Raw genomic sequence first — 17585 nt, forward strand, 5'->3', positions numbered from 1 at the left:
CATGAGCATCAACCCGAACCCCGGTGTCCTGCTCTACCCGCGCATTCGCAAGTCGCCGTTCTTCTACGCCTCGCGGCGGCACGGCGTCGGGCTCTACAGCGTCTACAACCACACCTACCACGCCCGCCACTACGGCGACCCGATCGGCGAGTACTGGGCGTTGCTGGAAGGCGTGACGCTGTGGGACGTCGGCGTCGAGCGGCAGGTGGAGATCACCGGACCCGACGCGTTCGAGTTCGCCAACATGCTCGTGCCCCGAGACCTGACCAAGTGCAAGGTCGGGCAGTGCAAGTACGTGTTCGTCACGGCCGAGGACGGCGGCATCATCAACGACCCGGTGCTGCTGCGGCTCGGCGAGAACCACTTCTGGCTGTCGCTGGCCGACAGCGACGTGCTGCTGTGGGCGAAGGGCTTGGCGCACAACCTCCGGATGAACGTGCAGATCCGCGAACCGGACGTCGGTCCGGTGCAGGTGCAGGGCCCGAAGTCGCGGGACGTGATGGTGGACCTCTTCGGTGAGTCCATCCTGGACGTTCCGTACTACTACGCCGTGGACCGGGAGCTGGACGGCATGCAGGTGGTGGTGTCGCGCACCGGCTACACCGCCGAGCTCGGCTACGAGATCTACCTGCACAACGCCAGCCGGGACGGCGTCAAGCTGTGGGACACCATCTGGGAGGCCGGGCGGCCGCACGACCTGACGGTGATCGGGCCGTGCCACATCCGGCGCATCGAGGCCGGAATCCTCTCGTGGGGTTGCGACATCACCTACGACACCAACCCGTTCGAGGTGGGTTACGGCTTCGAGAAGACCTGGATGGTCGACCTGGACCAGGAGGCCGACTTCATCGGCAAGACCGCGCTGCGCCGGATCAAGAGCGAGGGCATCTCCCGGAAGCTGGTCGGAGTGGAGATCGGCGGCCCGAGCGTGGGTTCGTTCAACGACGGCGCGATGATCGACGTCTTCGACGTGCACGACCCGCACGGGCTGCGCATCGGCGAGGTCACCTCGGCCTGCTACTCGCCGCGGCTGGAGCGCAACATCGGCTACGCGATGGTGCCGATCGCCTACCACGAACTCGGCACCGAACTGGTGGTGCACACCCAGCACGGCCCGCAGGAAGCGGTCGTCGTCGAGAAGCCGTTCCTGGACCCGACCAAGGACATCCCCAAGCGCCTCGTCCGCGCGACGGCGTGAGAGGAGAGGAGTTTCGAATGGCCTGCGTAGCGGTGCGGGTGGCGGAACCTCAGAAGCCTTCTCGGTCCGGGATCCCCGACATCATGTATGCCAATACACCACGTCGAGGCTGTCCTCCCGACACGACGCCTGAGAACCCGCGGCGGTGCGAGCTGAGTCCCACACCGCAAGCCGCTACCGCCGCTTGCAACAGAGCAAGGTAAACGGAGCAACGGGAGGCGGTGAGTACGATGGATGCCAACGTCGAGCAGTTGGAGCAGTCCCTGCTGAATGCTCGGTTCGAGGTACTGCCGCTGCGCGGAGTCGTGGAGCAGGCCGAGCTGCTGCCCGCGGGGACGACCGTGACCGTCACCGCGTCGCCGACCAAGGGCACCGAGGCGACCCTGGACGTCGCCGCCCAGCTGCTGGGCCGGGGTCTGCACGTGGTGCCGCACCTGGCCGCCCGGCTGGTCGCCGACACCGCGCACCTGACCGCGCTGCTGGACCGCGTGGAAGGGATGGGGTTGTCCGAGGTCTTCGTGGTGGCCGGTGATTCGCCCGAGCCGCTCGGCGAATTCCCGGACGCGTTGGCGCTGTTGCGCAAAATGGACGAATTGGGGCGCAAGCCAGCGCGGGTGGGCATCACCGGTTACCCCGAACGCCACGCGTTCATCTCCGACGCCTCGACCATCCGGGCCATGACCGAGAAGTCCCGTTACGCCGATTACATCGTTTCGCAGATCTGCTACGACCCGCACGCGGTAGCGTCTTGGGTGAAGGACGTGCGCACCCGCGGCCTGCTGCTACCGATCTACGTCGGGGTGCCGGGAGTGGTGGATCTGCACAGGTTGCTGCGGATCTCCCTGAAGATCGGGTTGGGCGAATCGATGCGGTTCCTGCGCAAGCAACACGGCGTAGTGTCGAAACTGCTCACCCGTTACACGCCGGAGGAGCTGTTCGACGAGTTGGCCCCCTACCTCGTCGACCCCACCTCCGGCATCGCGGGCTGGCACTTCTTCACCTTCAACGAAATAGCGAAGACGGTGCAATGGCGGCACGACATGGCCGCCAGACTCCGGGAGGTTCCCGCATGAGCATTCCGTCCGACCTGGACATCTCCCGCGCCACCGCGCTCCGGCCGCTGGAAGACATCGCAGCGCAGCTGGGCATCGGTGCGCACCTGCTCGAACCATACGGGCGCAGCGTCGCGAAGATCTCACTGGACGCGCTTGAGGAGCTGTCCGATCGGCCGACGGCCCGCTACATCGTGGTCTCGGCGATCACGCCCACCCCGCTGGGCGAAGGCAAGACCACCACGACGGTGGGGCTCGGCCAGGCGTTGCGCCACCTCGGCAAGCGGTCCGCGGTGGCGATCCGGCAGCCATCGATGGGCCCGACCTTCGGCATCAAAGGCGGTGCCGCGGGCGGTGGGTACAGCCAGGTGGTGCCGATGGAGGCGCTGAACCTGCACCTCACCGGGGACATGCACGCGGTCACCGCGGCGCACAACCTGCTGGCCGCGATGCTGGACAACCACCTGCACAAGGGGAATTCGCTGGACATCGACCCGCACCGGATCACCTGGCGGCGGGTGCTGGACATCAACGACCGGGATCTGCGCAACATCGTCACCGGCCTCGGCGGTCGGCTCGACGGCACACCCCGGCAGACCGGCTTCGACATCACCGCGGCCAGCGAGGTGATGGCGGTGCTGGCGCTTTCCACGTCGCTGCAGGACCTGCGGCAGCGGCTGGGCCGGATCGTGGTCGGCTACACCACCGGCGGCGAACCGGTCAGCGCCGAGCAGCTGCGCGCGGCCGGGGCGATGGCGGTGATCATGCGGGAGGCGATCAAGCCGAACCTGATGCAGACCACCGAGAACACGCCGGTGCTGGTGCACGCCGGACCGTTCGGCAACATCGCGCACGGCAACTCGTCGGTGGTGGCCGACCGGATCGCCAGCCGGTGCGCGGACTACCTGGTCACCGAGGCCGGGTTCGGCGCGGACATGGGCGCCGAACGGTTCTTCAACATCAAGTGCCGCACCTCGGGCCTGCGCCCGGACGCGGCGGTGCTGGTGGCGACGGTGCGCGCGCTGAAGGCGCATTCGGGCCGGTACAAGGTGGTCGCGGGCAAACCGCTACCGGCGGCGATGCTCGCGGAGAACCCGGACGACGTGCTGGCCGGGGCGGCGAACCTGCGCAAGCAGATCGACAACATCCGGTTGCACGGGGTGTCGCCGGTGGTGGCGATCAACGCGTTCCCCACCGACTACCACAGCGAGCACGAGGCGATCCGGCAGGTCGCCGAGGCCGAAGGGGCCCGGGTGGCGGTCAGCAGCCACTTCCTGGAAGGCGGCAAGGGCGCGTTGGAACTGGCCGAAGCGGTGGTGGCGGCGGCCGAGGAGCCCAACGGCTTCCAGTTGCTGTACCCGGATTCGGCGGATCTGCGAACCAAGATCGAAACGATCGCGACGAAGGTCTACGGAGCGGACGGGGTGTCCTACCTCCCGGCGGCGGCCCGCGCGCTGGACGGCTACGAGGCCAACGGCTTCGGCAACCTCCCGGTGTGCATTGCTAAAACCCACCTGTCGCTGAGCTCGGACCCGACCCTGCTAGGCGCCCCCACGGGCTGGACCCTCCCGGTCCGCGAGGTCCGAGCTTCGGTGGGAGCGGGCTTCGTGTACCCGATCTGCGGAGAAATGCGAACCATGCCGGGCCTCGGCTCCCACCCGGCGGCGGAAGACATCGACATCGACGAACACGGCGAGATCATCGGCCTCAGCTGAGTGATCTTTTCGAGGTGAGGGGCACCTGTGACCCAGTTACTTGGTCACAGGTGCCCCTCACTCATCACCTGAACGGGGTTTCTAGCGGGCGGGGGTGCCGGGTCAGCCGCCCAGGTAGGCATTGACGATTTCGTTGTCCTTGGCCAGGTCTGCCGCGGCGCCGTGGAGCTTGAGGGCGCCGGATTCGAGGACGTAGGCCCGGTCCGCGACCGCGAGGGCGGCCAGGGCGTTCTGCTCGACCAGCAGGACCGTGGTGCCCTGCTCCCGGATTCGGGAGATGGTGTCGAAGATGAGCTCCACCAGGACCGGCGCGAGGCCCATCGATGGTTCGTCGAGCAGGAGCAGGCGGGGTCGGGCCATCAGGGCTCGGCCGACCGCGAGCATCTGCTGTTCGCCGCCCGACATCGTGCCCGCCTGCTGCCGGATGCGTTCCCGCAGCCGTGGGAACAGTTCCAGGACGTTGTCCAGGTCCTCGGCGATCGCCGTCTTGTCCTTGCGGGCGAACGCGCCGAGTTCCAGGTTCTCGGCGACCGTCATGAGCGGGAAGATCCGCCTGCCCTCCGGGGAATGCGCGATGCCGCGGCGCACGATGTCGTGCTCCGCCACCCCGTTCAACCGCCTCCCCTGGAAGGTGATCGTGCCACGGCGCGGGCGCAGCAATCCGGAGATCGTGCGCAACGTGGTCGACTTGCCCGCTCCGTTGGAGCCGATGAGCGTCACGATCTCGCCGGTCCGCACGTGCAGCGAAAGTCCTTGCACCGCAGCGATGTTGCCGTAGTGGACGTGCACGTCGTCGAGGTCGAGCAGGGGTTCGGTGACGAGTCCGTTGTTGCTGGTCATGACTCCTGCTCCACGACTTCTGCGGGTTCCTGCGCGGCTTTGCCGAGGTATGCCTCGATGACCCGCGGGTCGGTGCGGATCTCCGCTGGGTCGCCCTCGGCGATCTGCTTGCCGCGGTCGAGCACCGTGACGCGGTCGGAGACCCGCATCACCACGCTCATGTCGTGCTCGATGAGCAGCACCGACAGGTCCTTCTCGTCGCGGACGCGGCGGACGAAGTCGGTGAACCGAGCGGATTCCTGCGGGTTCATCCCGGCGGTCGGCTCGTCCAGCAGCAGGATCGCGGGGTTGAGCGCCAGGGCCCGCGCGACCTCCAGCCGCCGCTGGTCGCCGTAGGAGAGGCTGCGCGCGTATTCCCCAACGGCGTGCGGAATTCCCACGTACTCCAGCAACTCCACCGCGGTCTCGGTGGCCTGCCGCTCCTCCCGGCGCTGCCGGGGCGTCCGCAGGATCGTGCTGATCGGTCCGGAACGCAGGCGCGAGTGCATCGCCACCTTGATGTTCTCCTCGGCGGTCATCAGCCCGAACAGCCGGATGTTCTGGAACGTCCGCGCCATGCCGAGCGCCGCGATCCGGTGCGGCGAGAGCGCCGTGATGTCGCGTTTCCCGAACACGACCCGGCCGCTGGAGACCCGGTAGAGCCCGGTCAGCACGTTGAACAGGGTGGTCTTGCCCGCGCCGTTCGGGCCGATCAGGCTGACGATCGCACCCCGCGGAATGGTGAACGTGACGTCGTCGACGGCCACTAGGCCGCCGAAGCGCACCGTGATGCGCTCGGCCAGCAGCGCCGGAGTGTGCATGGTCATCGCCCTTCACCGGCCCGGTCCAGCCGACGTTCGCCGAGCACCTCGTCCAACTCGGGTGCGGCCTGCTCCAGGTCCGCGCCCTGCGACTCCAGGTCCGTGCGGCTGGGTTCGCGCAGGATGAGCCGGGTGCGCGACTCCGGCAGGATGCCTTCGCGCCGGTAGAGCATCATCAGCACCAGAATTCCGCCGAACAGCAGGAAGTTGTACGACGGGAAGTTGATGTCGGTGCCGAACTGGGCGTTGAAGGCGTTGCCGAACTGCGGCAGTCCGGTCGAGTTCACCCAGGCCAGCAGCAACGCGCTCAACGTCACGCCCCACACGTTGCCCATCCCGCCGAGCACCACCATCGCCAGCAGCGTGATCGAGATCGAGAAGTTGAACCGGTCCGGCAGCACCGCGGACAGGTGGGTGGCGAACGCGACACCGGCCAAACCACCCGCGACCGCGCCGACGGCGTAGGCGGCGAGCTTGGTGCGCATGATCGGCACGCCCATCATGTTCGCCGCCAGTTCGTCCTCCCGGATGGCCAGCCACGCCCGGCCCAGCCGCCCGTCCCGCAGCCGCAGCGACATGAAGATGACCAGCGCCGCGATCAGCGCGAAGATCACGTACTTCCACACCAGGTCGAACGGGCCGAGCCGGACCGGGCCGATGTTGATCGGGTCGACCGGTGCGATGCCCTTGGTGCCGTTGGAGAGGTTGAAGCCGAAGATGTTCTCCCCGTTGGTGAAGACCTGCGGGATGATCTCACCGAAGCCGAGCGTCACCAACGCCAGGTAGTCGCCCTTGAGCCGCAGCGTCGGCGCACCGATGATCACGCCCCACAGCGCGCAGAACGCCCCGCCGATGATGAGCACCGGCCAGAAGCTGAGGTGGATACCGGGCAGCGCCGCCGGGGTGCCGTCCAGGAAGTGCACGTTGACCTGGTGGAAGAAGCCGGACATCAGCCAGCCCGCGGTGTAGCCGCCGAGCGCCCAGAAAGCCACGAATCCCAGGTCCAGCAGCCCGGCGTAGCCGACCACGATGTTCAGGCCCAGCGCGCAGATCACCCACACCAGCGCCTCGTTGACCGAGGTCAGCGGCAGCCAGGTGCGGAAGAACCCCTGTGCGCCGGACGGCAGGTTGGGGATCAGGTAGTAGTACGCGAGGAACACCAGCACGGCCACGACCACGGCGCCGACCGGCCAGCGCAGGTGGGCCGGAACCACCAGGCGTCGCTTGGAGTTCGCCATGGCTACACCTTCTCCGCGGTCGGTCGACCGAGCAGGCCCTCGGGTTTGAACACCATGAGCAGGATGAGGATGGTGAACACCACGCTCTGCGACCACTGCTGGCCCAGTCCGAAGGGCAGGCCGTCGTTGAACGCCTGGATCAGTCCGATGAGGACACCGCCGAGCACGGCGCCGGTGATGTTGCCGATGCCGCCGAGCACCGCGGCGGTGAACGCGATCAGCCCCATCTGATAGCCGAGGTTGTACGCCGTGGTGCCGACGACCTGCTGGTACATCAGCCCGGCGGCCCCGGCCAGCGCCCCGCCCAGCGCGAAGGTGAACGCGATGGTGCGGTTGACGTTGATGCCCATCAGCCGCGCGGCGTCCTTGTCCTGGGCGGTGGCCCGCATCGCCCGGCCCTGCCTGGTGTTGCCGACGATCCAGCGCATCAGCAGCAGCAACGGGACGGTCGCCGCGACGACCACCAGGACGCTGTAGGTGATCCGCACCCCGCCGAGTTCGAAGGCCCCGTCGGGCAGCACATTCGGCCACTGCTTGGGCGTGGAGCCGTTCCACTTCAACCCGATGAACTGCAGGACGAAGCTCATCCCGACGGCGGCCACGAGTTGGGCGAGCTTGGGCGCCATCCGCAGCCGCCGGTACGCGATCAGTTCGATCAGCACGTTGATCGCGGCGCAGAAGGCCATCGCCGCCACCAGCGTGACCAGGAACAGCAGCCAGCCCACCGGGCCGGAGCTGGTCTGGTCGAACACCGTGGTCAGTAGGAACGCGCTGAACAGCGTGCCGAGCATGAACAGGTCGCCGTGCGCGAAGTTGATCAGGTCGATGATGCCGTAGACGAGGGTGTAGCCGAGCGCGATCAGCGCGTACAGCAATCCGATGTTCAGGCCGTCGGCGGCGACGGAGAAGAACTGGGCGGGGGCGTGGATCAGGTTGATCAACAACCAGGCGCCTACCCCGACAAGGATGAGGGTGGCTGCCGACCGCTCCACGACGCGCCGGATGGCCAGCGGCCGGGCGATGGGGCGGCTGATGGCGGTGTCTGCCATGGGTTTCCTAGTGGAGAAGGGACGTGCTGGGCACCGCGGCGGGTGCCCAGCACGGGACGGATCACAGCGGCCAGGGTTTGACGAAGGTCTCCTTGCTGTCCTTGATCTGCATCACCGAGATGTCCCGGACGCTCGCGTCCCCGGTCTGCGGGTCGATCTTGACCTCCTTGCCGACCACGGACTGCTCCGCCGGGATCGTCACACCGGCGAACACCTGGTCCCGCACGCCCTTGCGGGTCCCGTCGGATTTCGCGATGCCCTCCAGGATCACCTGCAACGCCTCGACGCCGTAGAGCGCGTAGCTGGAGGCCGGGTCCGCGCCGTACTTCGCCTTGTAGGCGTCCAGCAGGTTCGCGCCCGCGCCGCCGTTCTGGCGCAGGGTTTCCGCGGTCAGGCCGGAGAACGTCAGGTACGCGCCCTGGGATTCGGCCAGGTTGTTGAACTCCGGGTAACCGCTGAAGCCGTCCGGCACCATGAGCTTCACCGCGTTGTTGTCGCCGAGCACCCGGACCTTGTCCCGGACCAGTTGGCCACCGTTGTTGTCGAAGACCCCGGAGAGGTAGATGCAGTCCGGGTTCAGCGCCTTGATGCTGGTGAACAGGGCGACGTAGTTGGGCTGCTTGAGGTCCCACGGCTCGCTGCCGACGACGGTGACGCCCTGCTTGGGCGCTTCCTCGGCGAAGACCTTGGCCACGCCCTGCCCGTAGGTCTGGTTGTCGTTGAGCACGTAGCAGCGCTTGACCCCGAGGTCCTGGGCGGCGAACCGGGCCGCCGCGACGCCCTGGTAGTCGTCGGTGCCGATGACGCGGGCGAAGTTGCGCACCCCGTTGGGGTAGAACTTCTCCGGTTCGCCCGGATCCCACGCCTTGGTCAGGCCGGGGTTGGTGGACGCGTGCGAAACCATCAGCATCGGGCCGCTGGGATCCGAGTTCAGCACCGGCACCTCGATCTTGGCGCAGCCGGAGTTGAACGTGCCCATGACCGCGACCTCACCGGGGTTCGCCACGTGGTCCTGCGCGTTCTTGGCGCAGGTGGCGTCGTCCCAGGCGCCCTTGGCGGCGGTGGAATTGTCGTAGACCTTCAATTCCACGTCGTAGTTGCCAGCTTTGTGCCCGACCTGCTCCAGGTAGAGCTGCATCGCGTTGACCGTGGCTTCGGAGGCGTCCTTGGACGCGCCCTGCAACGGGAGGTCGACCCCGATGATCAGTTTCGAGCCGCCACCACCGCCGACCGTGCCGCCGGAGGAATTGCCACCACAGGCGCTGACCGCGATGGCCAACAATGCCGATACCGCCGATACCGCAAGGAATCTTCGTGACCTGATCATCGTGCTCCTTGTTCACCCGCTTTAGCGGCAGAAATCTAGGAGCGGCTTATTACGTGCGAAGAACGGACGAGTTACCTACCGCGACTCAACGTACGTAATTCGATTGCGCCGTTCGGGGTATGGCATCGTCAGTCGGAGAGCCCGAGCCGCAGGTGCTCGATGTGGTAGACGGCCTCGTCGAGCAACTGGGCGACGTGGTTGTCGTAAAGCGAGTAGACGACGCTGCGGCCGGAGCGGTTGCCGATGACGAGGCCGAGGGAGCGCAGCAGCCGCAACTGGTGCGAGACCGCGGACTGCTCCATGCCGACGGCCTCGGCGAGTTCGCCGACCGCCATCGCCCGCTGGCGCAGTTCGCTGAGGATCAGCAGCCGGGACGGGGTGGCGAGCGCCTGGAGGGTCGCGGCGACCGAGGCCGCCGACCCCGCGTCCAGTCGCGCAGCAGGTGTGACCTCGCGCTTGACCCCATGACCCATGCCCGGCATTCTAGCCATCCAGATATATGAACAGCTGATCAGACATTCATGTATTGTGCTCGGTTGTCCGTCCCCACGCCGGAAGGGCGCTTGCGATGACCGCAGTCACCGACCGCACCACGACCCGAACAGCCGATCTGTCGAGCACTCGGCGGCGCAGTCTGTTCGCGCTGCCGGAGGCGCGCTGGGCCGCTGCGGCGCTGGTGGCGTTCCTGCTCGGCCTACTCGTGCAACTCGCCAACGGCCCGGCCGGGCTCTACTGGGCGTTGTACCTGGTCTGCTACGCAACCGGCGGCTGGGAACCCGGCCTGGCGGGATTGCGGGCGCTGCGCGAGAAAACCCTGGACGTCGATCTGCTGATGATCGTCGCGGCGCTCGGCGCCGCCGCGATCGGGCAGGTCATGGACGGAGCCCTGCTGATCGTCATCTTCGCGACCTCGGGCGCTCTGGAAGCCTTCGCCACCGCGCGGACCGAGGACTCCGTGCGCAGCCTGCTCGACCTCGCCCCGGAGACCGCGACGCGGGTGCGCGATGGTGTCGAGCAGACCATCGACACGGCGAACTTGCGGGTGGGCGACGTGATCGTGGTGCGCCCCGGCGAGCGGATCGGCGCGGACGGCGAAGTGCTCGACGGCGCCAGCGACGTCGACCAGGCGACCATCACCGGCGAACCCCTGCCGGTGCCGAAGCAGGTTGGCGACGAGGTGTTCGCAGGCACCCTCAACGGCAGCGGTGCGTTGCGGGTGCGGGTCGTCAAGGACCCAGCTGAATCGGTGATCGCCCGCATCGTGGCGCTGGTCTCCGAGGCCGCCGCGACCAAGGCACCGACCCAGCTGTTCATCGAGAAGGTCGAGCAGCGGTACTCGATCGGCGTCGTGGTGGCGACCATCGCCGTCTTCACGATTCCCCTGTTGTTCGGCGACGATCTGGAAAGCGCCCTGCTGCGCGCGATGACCTTCATGATCGTCGCATCGCCGTGCGCCGTCGTGCTGGCCACGATGCCACCGCTGCTGTCCGCGATCGCCAACGCCGGACGGCACGGCGTGCTGGTCAAATCGGCGGTGGTGATGGAACGCCTCGGCGAGACCGAGCGGGTCGCGCTGGACAAGACCGGCACGCTCACCGAAGGCACGCCGCGCGTGGTGCGGGTCGATCCGGCGCCGGGTCACGACGCCGACGAGGTCCTGGCGCTGGCAGCCGGTGCCGAGCACCTCAGCGAACACCCGTTGGCGCGGGCGATCGTGGCGGCGGCGCGCGGCAACGGGCTCGTCGTGCCGAGCGTCGAGGACTTCCTGGCGACCCCTGGCCACGGAGTTTCGGCCACGGTCGAGGGTCGGAAAGTGGCCGTCACCAGCCCCCGCGACGCGGAATCCGCTGCCGAACTGGAAGCGGCCGGGCACACGGTCGTGGTCGTCACCGTGGACGGCGCGGTTGCTGGCGTGCTCGGCATCTCCGACCGGCTGCGGCCGGATGCCGCCGAAGCGGTGCGGGCACTGCGGGACCTGACCAGCAGCGAACCGGCGCTGATCACCGGCGACAACTCGCGCGCCGCCGCACAAGTGGCGGCCGAAGTGGGCATTACCGACGTGCGCGCGGGGCTGCTGCCACCGGACAAGGTCGTCGCGGTTCGGGAGGCGGGGCGGCCGACGATGGTGATCGGCGACGGCGTCAACGACGCTCCCGCGCTCGCTGCCGCGCACTGCGGTGTCGCGATGGGGCGTGCTGGGTCCGACCTGACCTTGCAGACCGCGGATGTGGTGATCGTCCGCGACGAACTCACCGCGGTGCCGAAGGTCATCGACCTGTCCCGCCGCGCCCGCCGACTGGTCAAGCAGAACCTCGTGATCGCGGGGACGTTCATCACCGTGCTGGTGGTGTGGGACCTCGTCGGCCACCTGCCGCTGCCGCTGGGCGTGGCCGGGCACGAAGGCTCGACGATCATCGTCGGGCTCAACGGGCTGCGGCTGCTCGGCGAGCGCGCCTGGCGCCGCGGCTGACCGGGCACGGTTATCGTGGCTGGATGGCGACTTCCTGGGACGACGACGAGCGCGACCGCGTGCGGGCCCGGCTGGTGGAGCTGATCACGACGTTCCCCGGCGTGCGGATCGAAGATTCCCACGGCCACACCGGATTCCTGCTGCGCGACAAGCGGTTCGCCTGGCTGCTCGTCGACCACCACGGCGACGGACGGCTGGCGCTGTGGGTCAAGGCCCCGCCCGGTGAGCAGGAAGGCCTGGTCGCCGACGACGCGCGTTATTTCGTGCCCGCCTACCTGGGGCCGAAGGGCTGGGTCGGGGCGAACCTGGACGCGGCGTCGAACCCGGATTGGAGCGAGATCGCCGCACTGCTCGAACAAGCGTGGCGGATGAGCGCGACCAAACGCGCCATCGCCGAGTACGACCGAGGCCGGGAGTCGTGAGTGGTAATGGTCGCCACAACGACCATTACCACTCACCACCCGGCACTGTCCGGACCCGCAGGCGCGTCCTGGTCATCGTGGACAACGTCACGGCGATGACGCGGTTGCTCGACGTGGTCGACCTCTTCGAAGGCGACTTCCGCGTCGAGCTCGACTTCGTGTGGAACAGGGCCGATCCGCATCCGAACGGGCTTGCCGAGCTGTTCGCGGCCAAAGGCGTCTTCCCGCTGCGGCCCGACTCCGGGCGCGAGTACCACCTCGCCATCACTGCGGGCCACAGTGGACTGTTGGGCGTGGACACACCGATTTTGTCCTTACCACACGGGATTCGGTACACTAAAGTGATCCCGGAAGCCCGGAAGCCCGGAAGCCCGGAAGCCCGGAAGCCCGGAAGCCCGGAAGCCCGGAAGCCCGGAGCCTTCGGCCTGTCGCCTGACTTGGTGCTCCACGAAGGCCGTCCGATCCCGTCGACGATCGCGCTGTCGCACCACGAACAACTGGAACGGCTGCGCGCCTCGACCCCGGAGGCCGCCGACGTAGCGGTCATCACCGGCGATCCCTGCTACGACCGGCTGCGCGCCAGCTCGACATGGCGGCTCCGCTATCGCCGGTCGCTCGGCGCTGATGACGATCAGACGGTGCTCGCCGTCAGCTCGACGTGGCGGCCGGATTCCCTGTTCGGCGAGGTTTCCGAGCTGTTCGAGCAGTTGCTCGCCGAACTGCCGGTCGACGATTTCCGCGTGGTGGCGATCCTGCACCCGCACATCTGGTACGAGCACGGTCCGGACCAGGTGCACCGATGGCTGGCCCCGCAGCAGCGCTCCGGTCTGATCGTCGTGCCGCCGGAACACGGCTGGCGCGCCGCCTTGGTAGCCGCCGACCAGCTGATCGGCGACCACGGCTCGGTCACCGCGTATGGCGCTGCGATCGGATTGCCCACCTCGTTGGCGGTCTTCCCGGAGTCCGAAGTCGCGCCGGGCTCCGCAGTGGCACTGCTCGGTTCGCTGGCCCCTCGACTGGACCTGACCCAGCCGCTGCTGCCGCAGTTGCGGAAAACGGCCGCCGAGCACACCCCGGCGAAATCCGCCGCCGTGCACGAAATGATCACCTCACACCCCGATGAGGCGGCGGAACGCCTGCGCGGCCTGTGCTATTCGATGCTGGACCTGGACGAACCGCGAACCGAACCCAGCGCGCCGCCGGACACCACTGCCGGACTTCCCACCGCGGGCTGGACCTGGCGTCCCACCGCGATGCACGCGATCGGAAAGGTCCACAGTGGGCAGAGCATCACGCTCGACCGATATCCAGCGGAAATGCTTCGCCCGGAGCGGATTCCACCGGGAAGTCACCTGGTGGTGGCCGCCGACCACCCTGGTCGGCGGATGCTCGCGGTGGCCGACGTCGTCGTGCTGACGGAAGCAGAACAATGGGGCCAGCACTCCGAAACATGGCTGCAGGACGCCCTTTCCACACGTCGCGGACTGCAACTCGCCGCCGCGGTCCAAGGCGACAGCTGCGTCATTCGGACACGCGAAGGGACGCAGGTCCGCCTCACCGGCCGCGACGACCCGATGCTCTACGCGTCGGCGGTGTTCGAGTGGCTGGCCACCGGTCGCGAACTCGCCGACCTCTCCCCCGAGCTGACCGTCAACGGCCGTCCCGTCGCGGTGTCATGACTCGCGCCCCAACAGGGCCTGCGCCCGCCGATCTCCCAGCACTGCGAAGATTTCCCCCGCTTCCCGGCGCTGGGCCGCTGCCGCCTGCTCGTCCCCTTTCCGGGCGCTGATTTCCGAGAGCAGTTCCAATGCCGCAGCCTGATCGGCGGGCATCCGCGCCGACCGGCAGAGTTCCAGGGCTTCGCGGCCCCAGCGCGCGGCCGCCGCGAGGTCTTGGCTGCGCAACTCGGCTTCGGCCAGCGAAAGGGCCACTTTCGCGCTGTTCGCCAATTCCCCGAGTCCGGTGAAGAACTCGAACGCCTCGACCAAGCGCGGCAACGCCTCCGCTGCCCGCCCGGCGTGAGTCAGCACTCGGCCCGAATGCATGCGGTACAGCGCCAACGGCCGGGGCCGTCGCTCGGGCTCGAAACGGGTCTGCACGACCTCGCGGGACCGCTCGAAGCACTCCAACGCCGCATCGAGCTTTCCGCGCCGCTCATCGACCAAGCCGCGCCATTCGATCGCGCTCTGCTGCCCCCAAGCGTCGTCGTACTGCTCGGCGATGTCGTAGCAGCGCTCGAACTGCCGCATCGCACCGTCGTATTCGCCCACCGCGTAGAACGCCGAACCGTACTGCGAGTGCATGCGCACCAGGGCTTTGTGATCGCCCAGCTCTTCGGCCGCCCTGATCCCGATCTGGTGGATTTCGATCAGGTCCGCGAAGTAACTGCGGTCGTTGAAGTACGGGAACAGGCTCTCGCACAACTGCCAGGCGCGATCGAACAACTCGACCTCGGCCGCGATGCCCACCAATGCCGACAGGGTCTCGCGCTCCGCCTCCAATTCGACCAGCGCCCGATCCGCCGCGCCCTCGCCCCGATGTGCCGGAACCACCGCCTCGTACCGCGAGCTGAGCCGACGCCGCTTCGACAGCACGACATCCCGCGCCATCACGAAGTCGTGGTAGTACTCGACCATGCGGCACCGCGCCGCCCACGCATCGTCCGCGGCGGTCAGCTTCGCCCGCGCGTGCTGGCGCAGCAGAGCATGGATGCGGTACCGCTCGTCGCCGACCGGGACCAGCAGACTGGCCTGGGACAGCGCCCTGAGCAGGTCCTCGGCGTCGGCAGCTGGCCGGTCGAGCAGGGCCGCGGCCGCGAACAACGAGAAATCCGTCGCCGGATGACAGCTCAGCAGCCGGTAGGCGAGCTGCTGATCGCGGGACAGCGCCAGATAGCCGAATTCGAAGGGGCCTTCCAGCGGATTCTCCCCATCGGCTTCCAGGCGCCGCAGCAGATCTGGCGTAATGCGGTCCACATAGGACGATATGGCGGATCGGCCGCGCAACTGGGCGGCGGCGACCTGCAACGCCATCGGATGCCGCCCGCAAGCCTCGCTCAGCTTCCGGAGCGCGGCTACTTCGGCCACCCCGTCGCCCAGCGAACCGGCCAGCAACTCGATCGCCGAATCCTCCTCGAACGGCGCCACCCGCATGGCCCGAATTCCACCGGTGAGGAAGGTGAGCTCGCGGCGGCTCGTGACCAGCACCGCGCTGGTCGGCGACGACGGCAGCAGCGCCCGCACCTGCCCGGCGGTCCCCGCGTCGTCGAGGACCATCAGGATTCGACGCTGCGCGGTGATCTCGCGGAAGGCCGCGCCGCGCTCCTCCTCCGTCGGCGGCAGCGCCGCGCCGGTCAGTCCGAGCCGTCCGAGGAACAGGCCTAGCACCTCAGCCGGGGTGCGCGCCCCGGCGGGATCGGATCCGCGCAGGTCACCGACGAAGATCCCGCCGGGAAATGCCGCGCGCATCTGGTGCGCCCAGCGCAGCGCGGTCAGCGACTTGCCGATGCCCGGCATGCCGCTGAGCACCACGACCAGCGGGCTACCGGCGAGCTCCGCGTCCCGCCACAACCGATCCAATTCGGCGAGCTCCGCGATCCGGTTGGCGAACCCGAAGTGTTCGGGGTTGAACGTCAGCATGTCCGGCTTCGGCGGCTCGGTGTGGCCGCCGAGGTTCATCACGACCTGATCAGCGCGCCCAACCTGGAGCAGGTTGCCCGCGATGTCCGCGTTGTTGGTGTTCTGCCACGAGTCCAATCCGACCCCCATCGGCGCTGATGATCTCCTCCCGCGGACCCTACCGGTCGCGACGGCGGAGTGTGACGGCTTGGACACCCGCCGCCAGGGGCACTCTCTGGCAGAGTTCCGAGGGGAAGCCGTGAGCATCGAGGAAGGAGACGTCGTGTCGAGCGAGCAGTGGGACATCTCGTCCGGGGTCGGCATCACCGCTTTGATGGTCGCCGCCGCCCGCGCCCTGGAGAGCGCACGAGAGAACCGGCTGATCGACGACCCGTACGCGGCGGCGCTGGCGACGGCCGCCGGACCCGCGGTGCCCACCGCCGAGTCCGACATCAGCGCCGGGTTGCCGGACGCGGTCGACTACATCGGCGTCCGCTCCCGGTTCTTCGACAACTGGTTCGAGAAGGTCTGCGCCGACGGCGTACGACAGGCGGTCATCCTGGCATCCGGGCTGGACACTCGCGCGTTCCGGCTGCCGTGGCCCGATGAACTGCGGCTGTTCGAGATCGACCAACCGAAGGTACTGGCGTACAAGGACGAAGTCCTCGACCAGCAGGGTGCCCGGCTCCGGTGCGTTCGCCAACTGGTCGCGGTCGATCTCCGCGACGACTGGGCCACTGCACTCCGGCAGGCCGGTTTCGACCCGACCCGGCCCACCGCTTGGCTGGCGGAAGGGCTGCTGTACTACCTGTCCGCGACGGCCGAACAGCAGCTGCTGCGGACGATCCACGACCTGTCGGCGGCTGGCAGCCGGATCGCGATCGAAAACCTCCACACGAAGCGGTCCACGCTGCTCAACCCCGACATGTCGGAGTCCTCCCAGCGGTGGGGTGTCGATCTCGACGAACTGCTCAGCGCCGAAGACCGAACCAACGCCGCGGATCTGCTCACCGAGAGCGGCTGGCTGGTGCACCGGGAAACCGCGATCGATGCGGCCGGTCGGTTCGGCCGCGAGCTCGGCGGTGCGGCGCGGGGTCTTTCCCAGTTCGGCGACCTGCTGACCGCCGAACTACCGCATTAGGTCTGCTTGGTAAGCGGCGGTAGCCGCTTGCGGTGTGGGACTCAGCTCGCACCGCCGCGGGTTCCGCTACCCGCACCGCCACGCAAGTCTCTTTCAAAACGGTCCCTAGTCGGAAAACGACAGTTCGGCGAAGCGGATCGGAAAGCCCGCGCCCTCCGGCGATGCGCACATCGGCCCGGCCTCGGCCGGGACGTCCGGCGGGAAGTACGCCACCCGCAACAGGGTCTTCGGTTCGCCGCCCTCGGCGGCGTAGCGGATCGTCACGGCGTCGTCGACGCGCCGCATCTCGATGGTGATCGACTCGACCTCGCCGCACACCGCCGCCAGCGGCACCACGTTCCAGTCCGAGACCTCGCGGGTGACCACCGCGCTGAGCAGCTGTTCGCCGTCGACGTACTCGATGCCGGTCTTGATCCAGTTGCGCTCGTCCAGCCGCAGCAGCAGCCCGGCCTGGTCGTACTGCTCCCGGTAGTCGCCGAAGAACCGGGTCGTCAGGCTGAAGCGCGGACCCACCTCGCGCAACAGCGCGTGCCCGCTGTCCCGCACGAAACCGTAGTGGGTCGTGCGCCAGAAGTCGGTGCTGGCGTCGGAGGTGACCGTCAAACCCGCGTAGGACAACCAGTTCACCGGTTCGTTGAGCCACCGCCATCCGCTCAGCCCGAACAGCGTGATGTCCTCGGCTTGCTGCATGCCCACCCATCTCCACTTGTCCGGCT

The 17585-nt window shown here is 68.1% G+C and carries 15 protein-coding genes; 7 read left to right on the forward strand and 8 right to left on the reverse strand.

Annotated features, from left to right (window positions below; translation table 11 throughout):
* The first annotated feature begins 1 nt into the window (after position 1).
* The 3 genes from MOQ72_RS21305 to MOQ72_RS21315 all read left to right on the forward strand — a co-directional run bounded on the left by MOQ72_RS21305 (position 2) and on the right by MOQ72_RS21315 (position 3965).
* Positions 2 to 1198, forward strand: a complete 1197-nt coding sequence (locus tag MOQ72_RS21305; RefSeq protein WP_242185925.1) for a glycine cleavage T C-terminal barrel domain-containing protein — start codon at positions 2 to 4, stop codon at positions 1196 to 1198.
* 230 nt (positions 1199 to 1428) lie between these two features.
* Entirely contained in the window at positions 1429 to 2271 is an 843-nt protein-coding gene (locus tag MOQ72_RS21310) for a methylenetetrahydrofolate reductase (RefSeq protein ID WP_242185984.1), read from the forward strand.
* On the forward strand, positions 2268 to 3965 hold the full coding sequence (locus MOQ72_RS21315) for a formate--tetrahydrofolate ligase (RefSeq protein WP_242185927.1): 1698 nt from the start codon (positions 2268 to 2270) through the stop codon (positions 3963 to 3965). The genes MOQ72_RS21310 and MOQ72_RS21315 overlap by 4 nt, the downstream gene beginning before the upstream one ends.
* Positions 3966 to 4067: 102 nt before the next feature.
* Here the strand turns inward: MOQ72_RS21315 and MOQ72_RS21320 are convergent, their stop codons facing one another.
* The 6 genes from MOQ72_RS21320 to MOQ72_RS21345 form a co-directional block, all read right to left on the reverse strand.
* Complete coding sequence (locus MOQ72_RS21320; protein WP_242185929.1) at positions 4068 to 4805, reverse strand: ABC transporter ATP-binding protein; 738 nt, start codon at positions 4803 to 4805, stop codon at positions 4068 to 4070.
* A complete protein-coding gene (locus MOQ72_RS21325) occupies positions 4802 to 5611 on the reverse strand; it encodes an ABC transporter ATP-binding protein (RefSeq protein WP_242185930.1) in 810 nt (269 codons plus the stop codon). Before MOQ72_RS21325 ends, MOQ72_RS21320 begins: the two co-directional genes overlap by 4 nt.
* Positions 5608 to 6843, reverse strand: coding sequence for a branched-chain amino acid ABC transporter permease (locus tag MOQ72_RS21330; protein ID WP_242185931.1), 1236 nt, complete (start codon positions 6841 to 6843; stop codon positions 5608 to 5610). The genes MOQ72_RS21325 and MOQ72_RS21330 overlap by 4 nt, the downstream gene beginning before the upstream one ends.
* A gap of 2 nt (positions 6844 to 6845) precedes the next feature.
* Positions 6846 to 7892: a branched-chain amino acid ABC transporter permease gene (locus tag MOQ72_RS21335; RefSeq protein WP_242185932.1), complete on the reverse strand. Its 1047-nt coding sequence runs from the start codon at positions 7890 to 7892 to the stop codon at positions 6846 to 6848.
* Between the two features lie 61 nt (positions 7893 to 7953).
* Positions 7954 to 9219 (reverse strand): branched-chain amino acid ABC transporter substrate-binding protein, encoded by a 1266-nt coding sequence (locus MOQ72_RS21340; RefSeq protein WP_242185933.1) that lies wholly within the window; start codon positions 9217 to 9219, stop codon positions 7954 to 7956.
* Positions 9220 to 9347: 128 nt separating this feature from the next.
* Positions 9348 to 9692 carry an ArsR/SmtB family transcription factor gene (locus tag MOQ72_RS21345; RefSeq protein ID WP_242185934.1) on the reverse strand — a complete coding sequence of 115 codons (345 nt, stop codon included), beginning with the start codon at positions 9690 to 9692 and terminating at the stop codon, positions 9348 to 9350.
* A 95-nt stretch (positions 9693 to 9787) separates the two neighbouring features.
* Here MOQ72_RS21345 and MOQ72_RS21350 point away from each other — a divergent pair, with 95 nt between their 5' ends.
* From MOQ72_RS21350 to MOQ72_RS21360, 3 genes are read left to right on the forward strand one after another with little or no spacing between them, the layout of a single operon-like run.
* Entirely contained in the window at positions 9788 to 11689 is a 1902-nt protein-coding gene (locus MOQ72_RS21350; protein WP_242185935.1) for a heavy metal translocating P-type ATPase, read from the forward strand.
* Between the two features lie 23 nt (positions 11690 to 11712).
* Positions 11713 to 12111 carry an MmcQ/YjbR family DNA-binding protein gene (locus MOQ72_RS21355; protein WP_242185936.1) on the forward strand — a complete coding sequence of 133 codons (399 nt, stop codon included), beginning with the start codon at positions 11713 to 11715 and terminating at the stop codon, positions 12109 to 12111.
* A complete protein-coding gene (locus MOQ72_RS21360) occupies positions 12108 to 13790 on the forward strand; it encodes a hypothetical protein (protein WP_242185938.1) in 1683 nt (560 codons plus the stop codon). Before MOQ72_RS21355 ends, MOQ72_RS21360 begins: the two co-directional genes overlap by 4 nt.
* Here the strand turns inward: MOQ72_RS21360 and MOQ72_RS21365 are convergent.
* On the reverse strand, positions 13785 to 15878 hold the full coding sequence (locus tag MOQ72_RS21365; RefSeq protein ID WP_242185940.1) for an NB-ARC domain-containing protein: 2094 nt from the start codon (positions 15876 to 15878) through the stop codon (positions 13785 to 13787). The two genes, MOQ72_RS21360 and MOQ72_RS21365, sit on opposite strands and share 6 nt — an antisense overlap.
* A 184-nt stretch (positions 15879 to 16062) precedes the next feature.
* Between MOQ72_RS21365 and MOQ72_RS21370 the strand changes: the two genes are divergently transcribed.
* Positions 16063 to 16869 (forward strand): SAM-dependent methyltransferase, encoded by an 807-nt coding sequence (locus MOQ72_RS21370; protein ID WP_277954443.1) that lies wholly within the window; start codon positions 16063 to 16065, stop codon positions 16867 to 16869.
* A 105-nt stretch (positions 16870 to 16974) separates the two neighbouring features.
* Here MOQ72_RS21370 and MOQ72_RS21375 read toward each other — a convergent pair whose 3' ends face one another.
* Positions 16975 to 17559, reverse strand: coding sequence for a DUF1349 domain-containing protein (locus MOQ72_RS21375; RefSeq protein WP_242185945.1), 585 nt, complete (start codon positions 17557 to 17559; stop codon positions 16975 to 16977).
* Positions 17560 to 17585: the final 26 nt, after the last annotated feature.

Source organism: Saccharopolyspora soli (genome assembly GCF_022678645.1).
Taxonomy (GTDB): domain Bacteria; phylum Actinomycetota; class Actinomycetes; order Mycobacteriales; family Pseudonocardiaceae; genus Saccharopolyspora; species Saccharopolyspora soli.